We start from the raw sequence: 17,280 nt of genomic DNA, 5'->3' as shown, positions 1-17,280 counted from the left end.
TTGAATGACTGGTCTGTTATTGATTGGCAGCGTTCTGCAGAACGCACAGGGGCTTATAAATAACAGTAAAGTGAGTGTAGATGGTGGCGTAAAAATTTCAATAGCGCGAACTGGTAGTCACCGGGATGACTTAACATAGTGTGATGTACGCAGGCGGAATTTATAAAATGAGCATTGCAAGATAGCGCATTCTACACTATCTAAATAATTTGTAATAAATGTTGCAGGGTAGACGACGGGATCCCTCATGAGCCAGGTTGTTTCAGCGATTTCGCAAAAAGAAACTGATAAATCAACGGCCTGGCGTTACTCTCTGACCGGGGATCGCGACCTGCGTATCGACTTTATGCGCGGTATTGCTCTCGTGATGATGGTGGTGGCGCATACGGAAGTGATGTCGATATTTAATATTTTCAGCTGGGAACGATTTGGTTTGACCACCGGTGCCGAGGGCTTTGTGATCCTGTCCGGCTTCATGTTAGGGATGCTAAATCGTGTCAGATTACAAAAGGCAGTATTACTGACGGTGAGCTGGGGGCTTTATCTTCGCGCCTGGAAAATATATCAGGTTAATATTATTATTATTGTCTCTTTTCTTTTGCTGAGATATTTACCTCATATTAATGTCTATGAAGTCACTCATTTTACCGACCGCTTTTCCGGGACCAGTTGGTCGCTTTATCCGCTAACCCCACAAATAAAAGAGACGTGGTTTAACATTATCCTTTATCTGCAGATTGGCCCGCATCAGACGCAGATCCTCGGTCTCTATATTTTTTTGTTATTGCTCAGCCCGCTGTTTCTCGGCATGCTGCAAAAGGGTCACGTCTACCCATTACTGGGCGTCTCGCTGCTGATCTACGGATGCTGGCAACGCTGGCCGGTACGGGTGACGCCCTGCGAATTTGAATTCGCCTTTCCCCTGATGGCCTGGCAATTTATCTTTGTGCTGGGAATGTGCTGCGGCTGGTACAAAGCGGAACTGATCTCTTTCGCCCGCACGCCGCCCGGCAAAGTCGCCGTCGCGGCGCTGGTGTGCATCGCGCTTATCCTTGCGTTTGTCGCCCAGAATCATACCAATCCTTTTATGCCGCCCGCGCTGCTGATGCACGTGATCCCACCGGCGGAATTTAACGCCTTTTACCATACCTGGGCGGCGAAAAACGGCCTCGGGCCGGTACGGATCCTTAATGATATCAGTCTGATGGTCACCATTTATCTGCTATTGACCTGGTGCTGGCGCCCCCTGAACTGGCTGGCAGGCTGGTTCCTGATCCCGCTCGGGCAGCGTTCGCTCTACACCTTTATTTTGCATGTTTACATCGTGCTCGCCGTAAGCCAGTTGATCACCTTCGATCTGTGGCGCCAGGCGTGGATAGTGAACACCTTGATCCATGCCGCTGCGCTGGGCGTACTGTGGCTGATGGCCAAATACCGCGTCGCCGCACGCTGGATACCTAACTAAGGAAGGGCAAATGCGGGAGAAATACATGCTGGCCTGCGCGCTATGGTGCGCCATCGCAGGTGCGGAAGGAGCAGAGAAGAACGACGCACAACCGCTGCGTGATAAAAATGGTGAACCGGTGCAGGCCGGCGTGTTTACCAGCCGCTGGGGACGGCTTTTTTCCGGGAATGACAAGGTGTTTTCCGGAGCGCTGAGCTTTAGTTCGGGTTTAAAAGAGCAGTGGATGACAGTCCCCAACAGCTCAGACAGCGCAGAACAGAAGAAAAAATATAATCAGACGCTGAACCTCAGTCTGCAATACTCGCCTTACAGCTTCTGGTTCGCCAACGTGACATCACGTTTACCGGTGACCGATACCAGCCGCTATACCGCCGATTTTCGCTATAGTTTTGGCTACGACGACTGGCATGCCAACACCGTCAGCCTGGTTTACAGTAACTATGGCGATAACCACTTCTGGACTTCGGGCAGCAAGCGTCACACCTATTTTGAGCAGGGGGCGATTACCCTGGCGTATAAATTTTCGCTGCCGAAGCCCATGGAGCATGCGCTATTGATTAACAAAGGCGATGCCATTATCTGCCAGGTAGGCTACAGCTGGGTGCCGCGCTATTACGATCTGGAGAGCGATGACATCCGCAAAAACAAAAATGTGCTGCTCGGCGGCTGCGGATATACCTTTAAGCAGCATTTTTTTGTGCGCGCTACCGCGTTCTGGTATCCGGAGAGTAGCCAGCAGCAGCCGTGGAATGGCGACTACAGTTACAGTTTCGGTTACGCGGGCTATACGCCAGGATCGTTCTCTGTGCAGTATGCCAACTATGCCGGTACCCGCTATCCGGGGCACGACAGCGGCAGCGGCAAGTTTCGTGAAGGCACGATCAGCCTTATCTGGTTCTTGCCGATTTAGGAGGCGCGATGTCGGCACAGCACGTCCTGATTGTTGAAGATTCGCTGGTTTATCGTCGGCTGCTAAGCCGGATGTTGACGCAGTGGGGCTATATCGTCAGTGAGGCGGAAAACGGCGTCGCCGCGCTGGCGATCCTCGAAAACCAGCCCGTCAGCCTGGTGATAAGCGACTGGGAGATGCCAGAGATGAATGGCCTGACGCTGTGCCGGGAAGTTCGCCGTCGCCAGTTTGGTCACTACGTTTATCTGATATTGCTTACCGCCCGCGAAGACCCTGGCGATTTAACGCAGGGGTTTGAGGCCGGGGCCGATGATTTTCTCAGCAAACCGGTGGAGCAGAGCGAACTGCGGGCGCGGCTGCACGCCGGGTCGCGGATCCTCTCCCTTGAGGCTGACCTCGCCGCGCGCAATGCGCGGCTGAGCGAAGCGCTGCGACAGATTGAACAGGATCTGGAGCTGGCTGCGCGCATTCAGCAGTCGGTTCTCCCGGCTCATCAGCTGCGTCATCAGGGATTTTTCTCCGACTGGATTTTCCTGCCCTCGGCCTGGGTGTCGGGGGATATTTTTAACGTCTTCCCGTTGGGCGATCGGCTCGGATTTTACTGCGTGGATGTCTCCGGACACGGCGTGGGGGCGGCGATGATGTCGCTCGCCGTCGCCCGCCAGTTTCTGCATGGCAGGGCCGTTGAGCGCTTTCTTTTTACGGCAGACAACCAGCCGGCGTCGCCTGCCGAAGTGGTGGCGATCCTTAATGGTCGTTTTTGCAGTGACGAAACAGAGATTGTCAGCTATTTCACCCTGATCTATGGCGTCATCGACCTGAAGACCGGCGCGGGCAAACTCTGTCAGGCCGGGCATCCCACGCCTTTTATCGTGAGCCCGGACGCAGCCGTCCGTCCGGTCGGCAGCGGCGGGGCGCCGGTGGGGTTGATAGACCATCTCTCGTGGGCAGATGTCAGTTTCTCACTGGCGCCGGGAGAGCGGCTGTGCCTGTTCAGCGACGGCATCACCGAATGTGAAAACCGGAGCGGTGAACAGTTTGGCGAGGCGCGTTTACACGCATGGCTGCAGGACAGCGTGACGCAGCCGCTGCCCGCGCTGCTGCCGCGGTTTGCCCGGCACCTGATCCGCTGGCGCAGTGGCGACGGGCAGGAGACTCAGGCGATGGCCGATGATGTTTCACTCTTGATTATTGAACGAACAGGGGACAGTGATGAAAATTGAAACCGAACGGCAGGCCTCGGTGACGATCCTGACGCCGGCGGTGCGTCGGCTGGATGCGTCCGTCGCGGTAGCCTTTAAAGCGGCAATCGCCCAAGAGATAGGCGAAGATCGCACCGATCTGATTGTTGATTTCAGTAAAATCGATTTTATCGACAGCAGCGGTTTGGGAACGCTGGTTTCCCTGATGAAAATGATGAATGGTAAAGGAGAAATGACACTGTGCGCGCTGAACCCCGGCATCCGCAATATGTTTACCCTGACCAGGATGGATCGTATTTTTCGTATTTGCGAGGATCGCACTTCAGCCCTTGCGCAGTTCAATCCGTGATGCGCCCGTGAATAACGTCATGCTGTTTCCTGCCCAACTCAGCTCGCTTTCACCGCTGGCGGCGTGGCTGACTCAACAAATGACGCCGCTGTCCGTCGGGGAGGAGTGGCGCTTCGCGCTCGATCTTGCCGCCTGTGAGACGGCCGCCAATATCATTCGCTATGCGCTGCATGAGGATCGGCAACGCGTTTTTCGTGTCGAATTTATCGCAGCGGAGGACCGGGTGACGCTGCGCTTTATTGATGCAGGAGAGGTCTTTCCGGCAGAGCGCCTGGCGCTGGCGCGTAGCGATGAGCGCTTCGATGTCGATCCGTTAGCGGAAAGCGGCAGAGGTTTGCGGCTCATTCTGCGCGCGGTGGACTATTTTAATGTGGAAAGCCGCGCCGGGGAGAATGTGACGACCCTGATAAAAGCGTTGCCGGATGCCGGCCTTCGCCATTCCACCGACGGTGCGTCAGGTGAAGGACCAGAGGTTGCCCCCAGGTGAATCACCGGGGGGATTTTCCCGCCCGCGTTCACCAGCTTCATCGTCTTATGGCTGTGCCTGAGCGGTGGACAGCGCGCCCAGGTGATAAGGGCGAATAGTATCTAAGGTCATCATGGCCGATTTGCAGAAAATGCATTTCGCACCAAAGGGATTTTTTTCCGTCACGTCAAACTGGGACGTTCTGTACTGGGAGCCATGGCAGCATGGGCATCTAAAATGGATATGTTCAATCATAATGTAAACCTTGTATGGGTAATGTTCTGTTGAAAAGACAATGGTCGTTTTCAGGGAAATTAACGCGGCTGATTTTTGTAAGTGGTAAGCCGGGTATTGGGTCAGACGGAGGGCTTTTTTAACGAGCCAACAGGGGTCTGACAGGGCCTGTTTACAGAAAAAGCAAAATACTAACGGGACTGCTCAAAGGAAGGTGGTATCAGGGATAACGCCTGGAGATGAGAACACGTGCTTCGATAATAATTTTTCGTCTGGTAAATCGACTTAATGATTAACGCACGAGCCGCAAATAATAGCAAACGTTATTTTAGCCTTCCGGATGCCTGCTGCGGAAGGGGCGCCTTCATCAGCGCCGTCACCCAGTCGATAAATACCTGTACCCGGGCAGAGAGCTGCCGGCTGCTGGGATAGAGCAGGGAGAGCGGCAGCGGCGCAGGGCGAAAATCAGCCAGCACCTCCGTTAACCCACCGGATGCCAGATCGGCCTCAAGGCGGGACAAGGGTGCCTGATACAGGCCAAAGCCCAGCCTGGCCGCTTCGGCGCCGACGTCGGCATCGGAAGTCAGCAGCCGACAGGGCAAACTGACCTCGGTCTGGCGGCCATCCAGGGTAAAACTGAGCGGCAAGGTACGGTGCGTGCGCGATGAAACAAAACCGATCGTCACGTGTCCCGCCAGCTCGTCAATCGTATGCGGGGTACCGTACCGGGCGAGGTAGGCCGGGCTGGCGCAGGTGATCTCCTGCAGCATGGCGAGCGGCCGGCAAATCATCTCGCTATCGGGAAGATGGCCGCCGCGAATGACGCAATCTACCCCTTCGCGGACCAGATCGACGTCGCGCTCGCTTTCGCCAATCTGCAAGGTAATGGCCGGATAGCGGGCGAGAAACTGCGGTAGCGCGGGCAGCAGCAGGGTTCGCGCCAGATTGCCCGCCACGTCCACCCGAAGGGTGCCGGAGATGCTCCCTCCGGCGCTGCGGTTGGCCTCCTCCAGGGCCGCCAGGATGGAGACGCAGCGCTGATAATACAGCGACCCCTCCGCCGTCGGCTGCACGTGCCGGGTGGTGCGCTGCAGCAGGCGCGCCCCAAGGCTGGCCTCCAGCGCCTTAATGGCTGCGGTCGCCACCGGCCGGGAAAAACCCAGATCCGCGGCGGCAGCGCTGAACGAACCCCGTTCGACGATACGCACGAACAGGGTCAGGGTATCCAGTTTATCCATGACATTGTTCCAGCTGGCAAAACAATCCTGTCGCACCATGCGGTCTTATCGTCGGCATTCAGAGGCCTATAATCGCTCATGTTTTCAGCAGAGATAAAAGGGGAAAACATGAACAATAGCGCAAAAATCGCCCTGGTGACAGGCGGCAGCCGTGGCCTGGGCCGCGCGACCGTTGAAGCGCTGGCTCAGCGCGGCGTGAATGTGGTATTGACCTACAACGCGCATTTCGCCGAGGCGACCGATGTGGTCGCGTGGGTTGAAGCCCAGGGCTCGCGGGCGATCGCGCTGCCCTTCAGCGCCGGCGAAACCGACACCTTTGACGGGTTTGTCAGCACCTTTCAGGCGGCCCTGGCGGAGCTGGGGGCCGATCGGTTTCATTACCTGGTCAATAATGCCGGCAATGCCAGCGGCATGGGGTTTCTGAACGCTACCGAAGCGGAGCTCGATGCGCTTTATCGCATCCATGTGAAGGGTGTTTTTTTCCTCAGCCAAAAATTATTGCCGCTGCTGGCCGATGGCGGGCGAATTGTGAATATCTCGTCCGGACTGACCCGTATCGTGATGGCGAATCGGGCGCCCTATGCAGTCATGAAGTCTGCGGTGGAAACCCTGACCCGTTATATGGCGTTTGAGCTGGGCGGCCGCGGGATCACGGTGAACTGCGTGGCGCCGGGCGCCATCGCCACGGATTTCAGCGGCGGGGTGGTGCGGGATAACCCGCAGGTCGCTCAGGCGGTGGCGAACATGACGGCGCTTGGCCGACCGGGGGTGCCAGAGGATATCGGGCCGGTGATCGCCTCGCTGTTATCCGATGATCATCGCTGGGTTAATGCCCAGCGCATTGAAGTTTCCGGGGGAATGCGCATCTGAGGCGAGGAGACAATCCGGCCAGCGTTTCGCTGAGCTGAATCAGGTTTGGCGGCAGCGGAAACGGCCGTTCGAAAACCGCCGGACCGGTAACAAAGAGAGCGCCAGCGCGGCGATAGTCGTTCACTTAGTCAGAGAAAATGCGTTACTCCGCCAGCAGGGCGGCGAATTTCGCCAGCCACTGCGGGTGTGCCGGCCAGGCGGGGGCGGTGACCAGATTGCCGTCAACATGCGCCTGATCGATACCGATATCGGCATAATGCCCGCCGCTCAGGCGCACCTCCGGGGCGCAGGCCGGATAGGCGCTGCAGGTCCGCCCCTGCAGAATCCCGGCGGCGGCCAGCAGCTGTGGCCCGTGGCAGACGGCGGCGATAGGTTTACGCGCGGCGTCGAACGCCTGGACCAGTTTAATGACCTGTTCGTTCAGACGCAGATACTCTGGCGCGCGTCCGCCGGGGATCAGTAGCGCGTCGTAATCCTCGGCCTTCACCGCGGCAAAATCGGCGTTCAGGGTGAAGCGGTGCCCCGGCTTTTCGCTGTAGGTCTGTGCTCCGTCAAAATCATGGATCGCCGTCATCACATAGTCGCCGGCGGCTTTATCCGGGCAGACGGCATCGACCTGGTGGCCAATCATCTGCAGTGCCTGAAAAGGGACCATCGTTTCGTAATCTTCGGCGTAATCGCCGACCAGCATCAGGATCTTCTTGCTCATTATTTTTACTCGTTGTGGGAGAAAGGTGTCATAGATATAGCCTGGCGATCCGCAGAATGCGACCTCCTCAGGATGCCGAAGACGGTGGCGTGCGCATCTTGTAACCGGGTTCATATTTTTTTGGTAACGACAACTTTTTTCGCCATCGCGCTGTGGTCAGTCGCCCAGAAAAATAGGCTCTTCAGCCACTGACGACTGTCTGCGGAGGAACATATCGCTGGGTCCGCGGTCATTCCTCGTCACGCTCGCTGACCGGTTAGCGCAAACCAGTTGCTGGGAAAAAGGTTGCTCTTGAATGTTTTGCCGCGCGGGTGACGATAAATTGCGTTGCGAGGGGATGATTTAATTCCAGGTGCTGTTATCGCTATGTTTATTCTTATATTTTTCTTTGGTGCGTAATTTATTTTGATTATTGTTTTAGGTTTTGTATTTATTTATTAAATATTTATCCTGGCGCTAAGAAAAAATAAAATCATTCACCTTGTGAGTATATTCAATAAATCTTCTTGTTAAGTTGATCGATAATCTGTTTTTGTTTTATTATCCTCAGGCTTTTACCGTCAACTCTTCAATAATTATTCCCTGAGGAAAGGAACTGCTATGGCTGATACGTTCCAGAATGAAGTGCCTAAGGCTCGCATTAATCTTAAATTATCTCTCCACACCGGCGGCGTGCAAAAAAAGGTTGAGCTGCCATTAAAGCTACTTACCATTCGTGATTTTAGTCACGGTAAAGAAAACCGGCCATTATCGGAAAGAGAAAAAATTAACGTCAATAAAAATAACTTTAACAGCGTACTTTCGGAATTTAGCCCGGAGGTGAATCTCTCGGTGCCGAATACGCTGGCTGGCAATGGCGAAGAGGAGAACGTCAGGCTGCGTTTTACCGATATCAACGATTTTGAACCGGAGCAGATTGCCCGGCAAATTCCACAACTCCGCGCCATGCTGGCGATGCGTAATTTATTACGCGATCTCAAATCCAATCTGCTCGATAACGCCACTTTCAGAAAAGAGCTTGAGGCAATTCTGAAAGATCCGGCGCTGTCACAGGAATTACGCGACGAAATGAGTGCGCTTGCTCCGAAATAATGGCGGGGCAAGTCTGTTAATGGAATAACCGGGAAAATGCTAATGTCTGTTACCACAGAAAACAGCCCTGTTCAGGGGCAAACCGCGCTGCAGGAAAACACGGTGAGCGAGGGCGTTTACGCGTCGCTATTTGAAAAAATCAATCTCGCCCCGGCCTCTCGCCTCGGGGAAATCAACGACTTTCTGGACGATGCCGCGCTCTCCGAGGCGCCGGCGGCGGAGCGTCTGACCGCGGCGATGCAGGTGTTTATGGAGCGCATCCGCCAGTCCGGCCAGCGGGTGGAAAAGCTCGATAAAACGCTGATTGACCACCATATCGCTGAACTGGATTTCCAGATAAGCCGCCAGCTGGACGCAGTGATGCACCATCCGGAGTTTCAGCAGGTCGAATCCCTGTGGCGCGGCCTCAAACAGCTGGTGGACAACACCGACTACCGCCAGAACGTGAAAACGGAGATCCTCGACGTCTCAAAGGACGATCTGCGTCAGGACTTTGAGGATGCGCCGGAGCTGATTCAGAGCGGCCTTTACTGGCACACCTACACCGCGGAGTACGACACCCCCGGCGGCGAGCCGATCGGCTCGCTGATCTCGGCCTATGAGTTCGACGCCAGCGCGCAGGACGTGGCGCTGTTGCGCAATATCTCCCGGGTTTCCGCTGCCGCCCACATGCCGTTTATCGGCGCCGTCGGCCCGGCTTTCTTCCTGAAAGAGACCATGGAAGAGGTCGCCGCCATCAAAGATATCGGTAACTACTTCGAACGTGCGGAATATATTCGCTGGAAAGCGTTTCGGGAAACCGACGATGCCCGCTACATCGGCCTGGTCATGCCGCGCGTGCTGGGTCGTCTGCCGTATGGTCCGGACACCGTGCCGGTGCGCAGCTTCAACTATGTCGAGCAGGTGAAGGGGCCGGACCACGAAAAGTATCTCTGGACCAGCGCGGCGTTCTCTTTCGCCTCCAATATGGTGAAGAGCTTTGTCAATAACGGCTGGTGCGTGCAGATCCGCGGCCCGCAGGCCGGCGGCGCGGTGAAAGATCTGCCCATCCATCTGTACGATCTGGGCACCGGCAATCAGGTGAAGATCCCTTCCGAGGTGATGATCCCGGAAACACGGGAGTTTGAATTCGCCAGCCTGGGCTTCATTCCACTGTCGTACTACAAAAATCGCGATTACGCCTGCTTCTTCTCGGCCAACTCCGCGCAAAAACCGGCGCTGTACGATACCGCCGATGCTACCGCCAACAGCCGCATCAACGCGCGTCTGCCTTATATCTTCCTGCTGTCGCGCATCGCGCACTACCTGAAGATGATCCAGCGCGAGAATATCGGCACCACCAAGGACCGGCGTCTGCTGGAGCTGGAGCTGAACACCTGGGTGCGGAGCCTGGTCACCGAAATGACCGATCCGGGCGACGAGCTGCAGGCCTCCCATCCGCTGCGCGATGCCAGCGTGGTGGTGGAAGATATCGAGGACAACCCGGGCTTCTTCCGCGTGAAGCTGTACGCCGTGCCGCACTTCCAGGTCGAGGGGCTGGACGTCAATCTGTCGCTGGTCAGCCAGATGCCGAAGGCGAAGGCGTAGGGTCGGACGATGATGAAAACCGAACGTCCGTTATGGGGCCGGGGCATTATGGTGTCGCCCCAGCATTTTCAACAGCAGGCTGCGTATGCCGCCTGGGCTGCGGAAGCGATTGCCCGGATGGGCCTCAACCACCCCTGGGGAGTGGTTGAGGCGACCTTCGAACCAGAGATGCTCAAACTGGGCCGCCTGCAGGCTCACAGGCTGCAGGTCCGGTTCCAGGATGGCACGATGATTGATACGGACAATGCCGATGCGCTGCCGCCGGCTTTGTCGCTGGAGGGCGAATCTCGCACGGGACTGGTGATGCTGGCGCTGCCTCTGATGAAGGCCAATGGCGGCAACTGCCTGAAGCCTGATGATGTGGCCGACAGGCCGGTGCGCTTCCGGCAGCGCTGGCGCGATGTCCGCAACCAGTTCGGGGATGATACCCGGCAGATTGCCGTCATGCAGCCGGAGCTATCCCTCCGCTTCGCCCATCAGGATAACAGCGATTACCTGACCTGTCCGGTGGTACGCCTGCTGCGGGATTCGCAGGGGGCCTGGCTCATCGACGAGACGTTTCTCCCGCCGCTGCTGCAGATTCAGGGCAGCCGCTGGCTGGCGACGCAGCTTGAACTGCTGCTTACTCAGCTCCGGGCTCGTCTGACGCGCCTGATGGCCATGCGTCGCGAGAGCAATGAACGGATGGCTGATTTTGCCGTGGCCGATGTCTCTCTGTTCTGGTTGCTGAACGCGCTGAACAGCGCTGAGCCGGTGCTGGGGTATTTTCTGCGTTACCGGCAAAGCCCGCCGGAACGCCTCTATCCGGAGCTGGCGCGCCTGGCTGGCAGCCTGCTGACCTTTTCGCTGACCCATCAGGCGAATGCCGTCCCGATCTATCAACATGACCAGCTGAACGCGGTTTTTCCGCCGCTGTTTGATTTACTCAGCGACCTGCTGGAGGCGAGCCTGCCGTCGCGGGTGGTAGCGATTGCCCTGGAGCATGATGCCCGGCTGCACTTCTGGCAGGCGCGTCTGCACGATGCCCGGCTGCGGGAAGGGGCGGATTACTATCTGTCGGTTCGTTCGTCGGTACCGGTCGCTCAGCTGCAGGAACAGTTTCCGCGGCAGTGCAAAGTGGGCAGTCCGGATCATGTCAAAGCCATCGTCAACTCCTCGCGGACAGGGGTGCCCCTGACGCCATTGCGTCATGTGCCGGCGGCGATCCCGCTGCGTCTGGAAAACCAGTATTTCAGCCTCGATGTGTCCCATCCTCTGGCGACGGAAATGCTGCAGAGCGGTACCTGTATGTTCTACGTCCCGGGGATGCTTGGCGAGCCAGAACTTGAACTTTTTGCGGTGCTACGAACGTGAATGAACGTCAACGCGGCAACGCCGCGTCCATTGATATCGATGCGCTGCTGCAAAACACCTGGCTGCAGGTTATCAGCCTGCGCCATGGCCCGCAGTTCCGCGATGAGGAGGGGTACACGCTATGGCAGCGGTGTATTGCTGATGTCGAGCGCGTGCAAACTGAGCTGAAGGCGAGCGGGCTTGATGACGTCAGCTGTCAGCATATTCTCACCGCCCAGTGCGCGCTGCTCGATGAAGTCGTGAAAGGGCGCGGCGTGGAAGATGATGCCTGCCTGCAGTGGTATGACATTCCGCTGCAGGGGCATTTTCTCGGCACCATGGACGCCGGCGACACCCTGTGCGAGCGGATGCGCGAGGTTCTGCATGATCCGACGCCCGACCTGGCTGTGGTCACCTGTTTTCAGCGGGTGATGCTGCTGGGTTTTGTTGGCAGCTTTCGCTCCCTCCACGACCCGGAGCGCCTGAAGCTGGTCAACGCGCTCAGTGAACATGTCCCGCCTTTCCGTTGTCCGCAGAGCGCTCCGGTGCTGATAGAGAGCCGCGCCGGACTGGGGATAAGCGGCTGGTTGGCCTCCTGGCCGGTACGTGCAGGGCTGAGCGTGGCGGTGATCGTGGCCCTGTGGTGGGGATTGAACCACTGGCTCGATCATCTGCTGCTGACCCTGCTGCCGGGGGAGGTGAAATGAGCCCCGCCCAGCAGCGCGGGCTGGCGCTGTGGGCAGGCTTGCTGAGCGCGCTGGTGTGCCTGCTATTTTTGCCGGTTCCCCGCTGGGGGGCGTGGCTCATTCTGCTGGTCACGCTGGCCCTGATTATTGCGATCTGGCGTATTGCCCGTCGTGGTGCCGAACGTCAGGTCACGTCAACCCTGCACGAACTTCCGGCGATCGCTTATCGCCAGCCGGTAGTCCTCGTTTGCGGCGATCTGCCGTGTGTCTGGCCGCAGCCGTCCCCGGTGCGGGTCGTCAAACAGGGCTGCTGGATCCGAGTGGAAAAGACGGAGGAGCTGCCGCAGGTTGCGCGCCAGATATTAAGCCAGCGACCGGAGTGGGGGCCTCAGCTGTCGGTGCTGCTCTGCGTCTGCCCGCAGCGGCACGCGCAAAGCGACGCGCTGACCAGCGCCCTGCTGGCCCTGCGCTGGCAACTCAGCCAATTGCGGCAGCAGACGAGGTATGCCGTACCGCTGGCGCTGCAGGGGCAGGTGGGCAGCGCGATGAGCCCCAGTCTGCTCTGGCAGGCGGCGATCCCGGGTGAGGCGGTGAAAGTCTGGCAGCCATCCTGCGCCCCCTGTTCTGTGGCGACCTGGTTGAGCGTCGGCGGCGCGGCGGCGCTGCAGCAGCAGGTGTTAATGAACAGCCTGATGGGCTGGTTCGAACGGCACGTCCTTGCCGTGTTAACGGAGGAGAATGCCGACCTGCCACCCCTGACCCCAGCGGCCGTACTTTGGGGGATCGAACCCACCCATGCCGGGAGCCTGGCGTCGTCGGCATGGACGAGGTGGTTATCCCGGCATACCGGCCTGACGCGGGTAGCTGGCTGGCAGCCAGGCGAGACCGACACCCCGGATGCGTCATCCTTGCCGGATTTCATCCTGCCGCAGTTACCGGCGGGACGGGGGCTCACGCCATGGGGCAGGGCCGGGCGCGCGGCACTCGCTATTTTCACTCTTGCGGCTGTCGCCGCGCTGCTCAGCAGTGGCTGGAATAATCGACAACTGCTGCAGCGCGTGGGCGCTGATATTGCCCGTTATGAGCGGATCGCGATGGATGATTATGGGGCAAAAGCCAGCGCCGTCAGGGTGCTGCGTGAAGATGCCGCGCTGCTGGATAGCTGGGCGCGTAACGGCGTCCCGCTGCGCCTGAGTCTTGGCTTATATCGCGGGGAGCGGATTCGCCTGCCGTTGCTGGAGGCTATTCGCCGCTACGTGCCGCCGCCACCGCCCCCCAGGCCGGTGCAGCGCGTCGCGCCGCACGTCATCCGCCTTGACAGCATGTCGCTGTTCGATACCGGGAAATGGGTACTGAAACCCGGTTCGACAAAGCAGCTGGTCCACTCGCTGGTGGACATTAAGGCCAGGCCCGGGTGGCTTATCGTGGTGGCCGGCCACACCGACAGCGTCGGTGAGGAAAAAGCCAACCAGCTATTGTCGCTGAAACGCGCGGAATCGGTCCGCGACTGGATGCGCGATACCGGCGACGTGCCGGACAGCTGCTTTGCCGTTCAGGGCTATGGCGAAAGCCGCCCAATTGCAACAAACGACACGCCGGAAGGCCGGGCGCTGAACCGACGTGTCGAAATCAGTCTGGTGCCGCAGGTCGACGCCTGTCGGTTACCGGACAAACCCTCTGCGTCATCCCAGGATGATGGCGCTTCACTACACAATGGAGAGTAATTCCATGGCAATTCCTGTTTATCTTTGGCTGAAAGACGACGGCGGCGCGGACATTAAAGGGTCTGTCGACGTTCAGGATCGTGAAGGCAGTATCGAAGTGGTGGCCCAGGAGCATAACCTGTACATCCCGACCGATAACAACACCGGCAAACTGACCGGCACGCGGATCCATACGCCTTTCCTGTTCACCAAGGAGATCGACTCCTCCAGCCCCTACCTGTACAAGGCGGTGACCACCGGTCAGACCCTGAAATCCGCCGAGTTCAAGTGGTACCGGATCAACGATGCTGGCCAGGAAGTGGAGTATTTCAACACCACGCTTGAGAACGTCAAGGTGGTGAAAGTGAATCCTCTGATGCACGACATCAAAGACCCTGCGTACGAGAAGCACAACCATCTGGAACAGATCGAGCTGCGCTACGAGAAGATCATCTGGACCTATAAAGACGGCAACATCATTCATTCCGATAGCTGGAACGAACGCGCTACCGCGTAATTGCCCGTCATTCTTCGCGCCGGAGGCGCGTTGGCGGCGTTCGCTCACCCCGGTCGCATCGTTATCTATGCGACCGGGGAGTAAGGAGGGCCATCGCCTGATGCGGACAGCGTTTCTCTGTCCGCCGTTTTTTGCTGAATGCCTGAGATGCGGGTACTCAGCAAAGGAAAACACAATCTGCCTGCCTGACCCTGTGCGCTATGGGTTCCTGTTGGGGAACAGCGACGGGCGGTAGCGTGTCCGGAACCAATAAAGAGAGGATCTCATGGAAAATCCAGCCAGCCTGTTACGCCGTCTTAATCCCTGCTGTGCCCGCGCGATGGAGGGGGCGGCCTCGCTGTGCCAGTCCCGGGCGCACGCTGAGATCCTGCCCGAGCACTGGCTGCTCAAGCTGCTGGAACAGGGGGAAGGCGATCTGACGGTGCTGGCGCGGCGCTATGAATGGGATGTGAATGCGCTATGGCAGGATCTGCTTAGCTGGCTGGATAAACAGCCGCGCTCGGTACGTCATCGTCCTCAGCTATCTGGCGCTATCCTGAAGCTGATGCAGGAGGCCTGGCTGATTGCCTCGCTCAGCGGCGAAGCGCAGATCCGCAGTGTTCACTTGTTGATGGCGCTGGTAGCAAAACAGAATCTGATCCAGTGCGATGGCCTGTGGCCGCTGTTAACCCTGGGCCAGAGCCAGCTGGAACGCCTGCGCCCCCTGCTGGATACCCAGTCCGACGAACGTCCGCAAGCGCAGCAGGAGGCGGCGCTGGCGCAGCGTCATGGCGGGGACGTGGAGTTTGTGGGGCGTCCTGCGGACGGGGTACCGAACGCGGATGGGCCCAACCCGGCGCTGCAGAACGCCCTCGACAAATTTACTCTCGACGTCACTGCCAAAGCCAGAGACGGGCAGATTGACCCGGTGTTCGGACGTGATACGGAAATCCGCCAGATGGTGGATATTCTCTCCCGGCGTCGTAAAAACAACCCGATCCTCGTCGGTGAACCGGGCGTGGGCAAGACCGCCCTGGTGGAAGGCCTGGCGCTGCGCATTGCTGAAGGCAACGTCCCCGACGCGCTGAAGCCGGTGTCGGTGCGCACCCTGGACCTCGGATTGCTGCAGGCCGGCGCCGGGGTAAAAGGCGAGTTCGAGCAGCGGCTGAAAAATATCATTGAGGCGGTGCAGCAGTCGCCTGGGCCGGTGCTGCTGTTTATCGACGAGGCGCACACGATTATCGGCGCGGGCAATCAGGCCGGCGGGGCGGATGCCGCCAACCTGTTAAAGCCGGCGCTGGCCCGGGGGGAACTACGGACCATCGCCGCCACCACCTGGCGTGAATACAAGCAGTACTTCGAGCGCGATGCCGCGCTGGAGCGCCGCTTTCAGATGGTCAAGGTGGATGAGCCGGACGACGACACCGCCTGCCTGATGCTGCGCGGCCTGAAGCCCCGGTATGCCCACCACCACGGGGTGCATATCACGGATGACGCGGTGCGTGCCGCCGTGACGCTGTCACGACGCTATCTCACCGGCCGCCAGCTGCCGGACAAGGCGGTGGATTTACTCGACACCGCCTCCGCCCGCCTGCGCATGAGCCTTGATACCGTGCCAGAGCCGCTGACCCGCCTGAAGGCGCAGCTCACCGCGCTGGCGATGGAGAAGCAGGCGCTGCTGGAGGATATCGCGCTGGGCAACAGCGCCCACGGCGAACGGCTGGCGTTCATTGAGCAGGAGGAGAACCGCCTTATCCTGGCGCTGGATACCCTCGAAATCCAATATGGTCAGGAGCTGCAGCTGACGGAGGCGCTGCGGGCATGTCGTCGCGATATCTCCCGCCAGGGGGAAATCAACGACCTGCAAAACGCGCTTACTGCCGCCCAGCACGGCAATCCGCTGCTCGGGCTGGACGTCGACGTCCGCACCGTGGCGACGGTGATTGCCGACTGGACCGGCGTGCCGCTCTCCTCGTTAATGAAGGATGAGCAGACGGAGCTGCTGAGCCTGGAACAGAGTCTCGGCAAACGGGTGGTTGGCCAGGAGGCGGCCCTGAGCGCTATTGCCCGGCGCCTGCGCGCCGCGAAAACCGGCCTGACGCCGGAGAACGGTCCACAGGGGGTGTTCCTGCTGGTCGGGCCGAGCGGCACCGGCAAAACGGAAACGGCGCTCGCCCTCGCCGATGCGCTGTTCGGCGGCGAGAAAGCGCTGATCACCATCAATCTCTCCGAGTACCAGGAACCGCACACCGTCAGCCAGCTGAAGGGTTCTCCGCCGGGCTACGTCGGCTACGGCCAGGGCGGGATCCTGACCGAGGCGGTGCGCAAACGCCCCTACAGCGTGGTGCTGCTCGATGAGGTGGAAAAGGCCCATCGCGATGTGATGAACCTGTTCTACCAGGTCTTCGACCGGGGGGTAATGCGCGACGGCGAGGGGCGTGAAATCGACTTCCGCAACACCGTGATCCTGATGACCGCCAACCTTGGCAGTGACCTGCTAATGCAGCTGCTGGATGAACAGCCTGAAGCCAGCGAATCAGACCTGCACGAGCTGCTGCGCCCGGTGCTGCGCGGTCACTTCCAGCCTGCGCTGCTGGCCCGCTTCCAGACGGTGATTTACCGTCCGCTGCCGGCGGCAGCGCTGCGCGGCATTGTCGGCATGAAGCTCGGGCAGGTGAGTCAGCGTCTGGCTTGCCATTACGGGATGACCGCCACCCTCAGCGAGAGCCTGTTCGACGCGCTGACCGAGGCCTGCCTGCTGCCGGACACCGGCGCCCGCAACGTCGACATTCTGCTCAATCAGCAGATCCTGCCGGCGCTGAGTCAGCAGCTATTGAGCCATATGGCGGCGGGGCATAAACCGAACCATGTGACGCTGGGGTATCACGAAGAAGAAGGCATCGTGATGGCGTTTGACGAGGGGGCAATCGCCGATGAGTAG

At 58.9% G+C, this 17,280-nt stretch carries 16 protein-coding genes; 13 read left to right on the top strand and 3 right to left on the bottom strand.

Features of this window, described 5'->3' with window-relative positions; all coding sequences use genetic code 11:
• Positions 1 to 247 precede the first annotated feature (247 nt).
• From opgC to ACOI6Z_RS13980, 5 genes are read left to right on the top strand one after another with little or no spacing between them, the layout of a single operon-like run.
• Entirely contained in the window at positions 248 to 1,465 is a 1,218-nt protein-coding gene (opgC, locus tag ACOI6Z_RS14000) for an OpgC domain-containing protein (RefSeq protein ID WP_065812989.1), read from the top strand.
• 10 nt (positions 1,466 to 1,475) lie between these two features.
• Positions 1,476 to 2,375 carry a hypothetical protein gene (locus tag ACOI6Z_RS13995; protein ID WP_065812988.1) on the top strand — a complete coding sequence of 300 codons (900 nt, stop codon included), beginning with the start codon at positions 1,476 to 1,478 and terminating at the stop codon, positions 2,373 to 2,375.
• A gap of 8 nt (positions 2,376 to 2,383) precedes the next feature.
• Positions 2,384 to 3,598 carry a PP2C family protein-serine/threonine phosphatase gene (locus tag ACOI6Z_RS13990; protein WP_060590975.1) on the top strand — a complete coding sequence of 405 codons (1,215 nt, stop codon included), beginning with the start codon at positions 2,384 to 2,386 and terminating at the stop codon, positions 3,596 to 3,598.
• Positions 3,588 to 3,926 carry an STAS domain-containing protein gene (locus ACOI6Z_RS13985; RefSeq protein WP_023289382.1) on the top strand — a complete coding sequence of 113 codons (339 nt, stop codon included), beginning with the start codon at positions 3,588 to 3,590 and terminating at the stop codon, positions 3,924 to 3,926. The genes ACOI6Z_RS13990 and ACOI6Z_RS13985 overlap by 11 nt, the downstream gene beginning before the upstream one ends.
• Before the next feature lie 19 nt (positions 3,927 to 3,945).
• Complete coding sequence (locus tag ACOI6Z_RS13980; protein WP_072199077.1) at positions 3,946 to 4,413, top strand: ATP-binding protein; 468 nt, start codon at positions 3,946 to 3,948, stop codon at positions 4,411 to 4,413.
• A gap of 45 nt (positions 4,414 to 4,458) precedes the next feature.
• On the opposite strand, the gene ACOI6Z_RS13975 is transcribed toward ACOI6Z_RS13980, so the two are convergent.
• Positions 4,459 to 4,647: a hypothetical protein gene (locus ACOI6Z_RS13975; protein ID WP_023289384.1), complete on the bottom strand. Its 189-nt coding sequence runs from the start codon at positions 4,645 to 4,647 to the stop codon at positions 4,459 to 4,461.
• Between the two features lie 302 nt (positions 4,648 to 4,949).
• Positions 4,950 to 5,864: a LysR family transcriptional regulator gene (locus ACOI6Z_RS13970; protein ID WP_065812987.1), complete on the bottom strand. Its 915-nt coding sequence runs from the start codon at positions 5,862 to 5,864 to the stop codon at positions 4,950 to 4,952.
• A 108-nt stretch (positions 5,865 to 5,972) separates the two neighbouring features.
• Here ACOI6Z_RS13970 and ACOI6Z_RS13965 point away from each other — a divergent pair, with 108 nt between their 5' ends.
• Positions 5,973 to 6,734, top strand: coding sequence for an SDR family NAD(P)-dependent oxidoreductase (locus ACOI6Z_RS13965; protein ID WP_065812986.1), 762 nt, complete (start codon positions 5,973 to 5,975; stop codon positions 6,732 to 6,734).
• 142 nt (positions 6,735 to 6,876) lie between these two features.
• Here ACOI6Z_RS13965 and ACOI6Z_RS13960 read toward each other — a convergent pair whose 3' ends face one another.
• Positions 6,877 to 7,443, bottom strand: a complete 567-nt coding sequence (locus ACOI6Z_RS13960; protein WP_023289387.1) for a DJ-1/PfpI family protein — start codon at positions 7,441 to 7,443, stop codon at positions 6,877 to 6,879.
• Positions 7,444 to 8,043: 600 nt separating this feature from the next.
• On the opposite strand from ACOI6Z_RS13960, the gene tssB reads away from it, so the two are divergent.
• From tssB to tssH, 7 genes are all read left to right on the top strand, one after another.
• Positions 8,044 to 8,535, top strand: a complete 492-nt coding sequence (gene tssB, locus ACOI6Z_RS13955; RefSeq protein ID WP_420687417.1) for a type VI secretion system contractile sheath small subunit — start codon at positions 8,044 to 8,046, stop codon at positions 8,533 to 8,535.
• A 42-nt stretch (positions 8,536 to 8,577) separates the two neighbouring features.
• Positions 8,578 to 10,122, top strand: coding sequence for a type VI secretion system contractile sheath large subunit (gene tssC / locus ACOI6Z_RS13950; RefSeq protein WP_420687416.1), 1,545 nt, complete (start codon positions 8,578 to 8,580; stop codon positions 10,120 to 10,122).
• 9 nt (positions 10,123 to 10,131) lie between these two features.
• Positions 10,132 to 11,475 carry a type VI secretion system baseplate subunit TssK gene (tssK, locus tag ACOI6Z_RS13945; protein ID WP_072199075.1) on the top strand — a complete coding sequence of 448 codons (1,344 nt, stop codon included), beginning with the start codon at positions 10,132 to 10,134 and terminating at the stop codon, positions 11,473 to 11,475.
• The gene (gene tssL / locus ACOI6Z_RS13940) at positions 11,472 to 12,161 is read left to right on the top strand and encodes a type VI secretion system protein TssL, short form (protein ID WP_064157522.1); all 690 of its coding nucleotides are present in this window, start codon (positions 11,472 to 11,474) and stop codon (positions 12,159 to 12,161) included. Before tssK ends, tssL begins: the two co-directional genes overlap by 4 nt.
• Complete coding sequence (locus ACOI6Z_RS13935; RefSeq protein ID WP_065812985.1) at positions 12,158 to 13,864, top strand: OmpA family protein; 1,707 nt, start codon at positions 12,158 to 12,160, stop codon at positions 13,862 to 13,864. The genes tssL and ACOI6Z_RS13935 overlap by 4 nt, the downstream gene beginning before the upstream one ends.
• Positions 13,865 to 13,868: 4 nt before the next feature.
• A complete protein-coding gene (gene hcp, locus ACOI6Z_RS13930; protein WP_023289393.1) occupies positions 13,869 to 14,360 on the top strand; it encodes a type VI secretion system effector Hcp in 492 nt (163 codons plus the stop codon).
• Between the two features lie 265 nt (positions 14,361 to 14,625).
• Positions 14,626 to 17,280 (top strand): type VI secretion system ATPase TssH, encoded by a 2,655-nt coding sequence (gene tssH, locus ACOI6Z_RS13925; protein WP_065812984.1) that lies wholly within the window; start codon positions 14,626 to 14,628, stop codon positions 17,278 to 17,280.

Origin of the sequence: Klebsiella sp. C239, from assembly GCF_048822715.1 — a bacterium.
In the GTDB taxonomy this organism is placed as follows: Bacteria; Pseudomonadota; Gammaproteobacteria; order Enterobacterales; family Enterobacteriaceae; genus Klebsiella; species Klebsiella quasipneumoniae.
Note: the sequence above shows the minus strand (reverse complement) of the source record. Positions and strands in the feature narration are given on the sequence as shown.

Bases quoted from the DNA above. Each gene is read 5' to 3' on its own strand.
- ACOI6Z_RS13985 (WP_023289382.1), top strand. From the start codon at position 3,588: ATGAAAATTGAAACCGAACGGCAGGCCTCGGTGACGATCCTGACGCCG.
- tssH (WP_065812984.1), top strand. From the start codon at position 14,626: ATGGAAAATCCAGCCAGCCTGTTACGCCGTCTTAATCCCTGCTGTGCC.
- ACOI6Z_RS13965 (WP_065812986.1), top strand. From the start codon at position 5,973: ATGAACAATAGCGCAAAAATCGCCCTGGTGACAGGCGGCAGCCGTGGC.
- ACOI6Z_RS13980 (WP_072199077.1), top strand. From the start codon at position 3,946: ATGCTGTTTCCTGCCCAACTCAGCTCGCTTTCACCGCTGGCGGCGTGG.
- ACOI6Z_RS13975 (WP_023289384.1), bottom strand. From the start codon at position 4,647: ATGATTGAACATATCCATTTTAGATGCCCATGCTGCCATGGCTCCCAG.
- ACOI6Z_RS13995 (WP_065812988.1), top strand. From the start codon at position 1,476: ATGCGGGAGAAATACATGCTGGCCTGCGCGCTATGGTGCGCCATCGCA.
- hcp (WP_023289393.1), top strand. From the start codon at position 13,869: ATGGCAATTCCTGTTTATCTTTGGCTGAAAGACGACGGCGGCGCGGAC.
- ACOI6Z_RS13935 (WP_065812985.1), top strand. From the start codon at position 12,158: ATGAGCCCCGCCCAGCAGCGCGGGCTGGCGCTGTGGGCAGGCTTGCTG.
- ACOI6Z_RS13960 (WP_023289387.1), bottom strand. From the start codon at position 7,443: ATGAGCAAGAAGATCCTGATGCTGGTCGGCGATTACGCCGAAGATTAC.
- ACOI6Z_RS13970 (WP_065812987.1), bottom strand. From the start codon at position 5,864: ATGGATAAACTGGATACCCTGACCCTGTTCGTGCGTATCGTCGAACGG.
- tssC (WP_420687416.1), top strand. From the start codon at position 8,578: ATGTCTGTTACCACAGAAAACAGCCCTGTTCAGGGGCAAACCGCGCTG.
- opgC (WP_065812989.1), top strand. From the start codon at position 248: ATGAGCCAGGTTGTTTCAGCGATTTCGCAAAAAGAAACTGATAAATCA.
- tssK (WP_072199075.1), top strand. From the start codon at position 10,132: ATGATGAAAACCGAACGTCCGTTATGGGGCCGGGGCATTATGGTGTCG.
- ACOI6Z_RS13990 (WP_060590975.1), top strand. From the start codon at position 2,384: ATGTCGGCACAGCACGTCCTGATTGTTGAAGATTCGCTGGTTTATCGT.
- tssB (WP_420687417.1), top strand. From the start codon at position 8,044: ATGGCTGATACGTTCCAGAATGAAGTGCCTAAGGCTCGCATTAATCTT.